This is a genomic window from Acuticoccus kandeliae (genome assembly GCF_003073115.1).
In genome coordinates this window covers 1-518 of the sequence record NZ_QBBV01000036.1, presented here as the reverse complement: position 1 = coordinate 518, position 518 = coordinate 1, and the positions used below count along the sequence as shown (strand labels likewise).

Here is a 518-nt window from a genome sequence, read left to right as displayed (position 1 = left end):
CGTGTTCTCTTCCGATCTGAGCGGGTTACCGCGAGGTAACTCCAGCGGGTCCGTTCTGCCCTGCCGCCGGAATACCGAAGCTCCACGCACGTTACACCCGGTGGCGGAGACGTAACCGTCGAGGTGCTCCCTCGACATCGCGCTACAGGAGGGTGACGCATGGCCGACCGCGTTCTGCGTGGCAGCCGGCTCGGGGCTGTCAGCTACGAGACGGACCGCAATCACGACCTGGCGCCGCGGCAGATGGTCCGTTATGTGTCCGAGTCCGGCTACGAGTTCCAGGTGCCGTTCGCGAACGACGCCGAGGCTCCCGCGACGTGGGAGTCCCCGCAGGGCGGCGTCGGCCGTCGGGTGGACGGGACCGAGCCGGAGCAGAAGAAGCAGAAGCCGCCGCGTACGCACTGGGACATGCTGCTCGAGCGCCGGTCGATCGCCGAGCTCGAGGAGCTGCTCGACGAGCGCCTGGAGCTGCTGCGCGAGCGGCGCGCCGACATGCTGCGCACCGCGCTCGACGAGGA

General features: G+C 68.9%; 1 protein-coding gene. It reads left to right on the top strand.

The features are described from left to right. Positions 1 to 159: 159 nt before the first annotated feature. Positions 160 to 518 (top strand): RNA polymerase-binding protein RbpA (locus tag DBV35_RS29175; protein ID WP_108663923.1); only part of this gene is annotated, 359 nt, incomplete at its 3' end.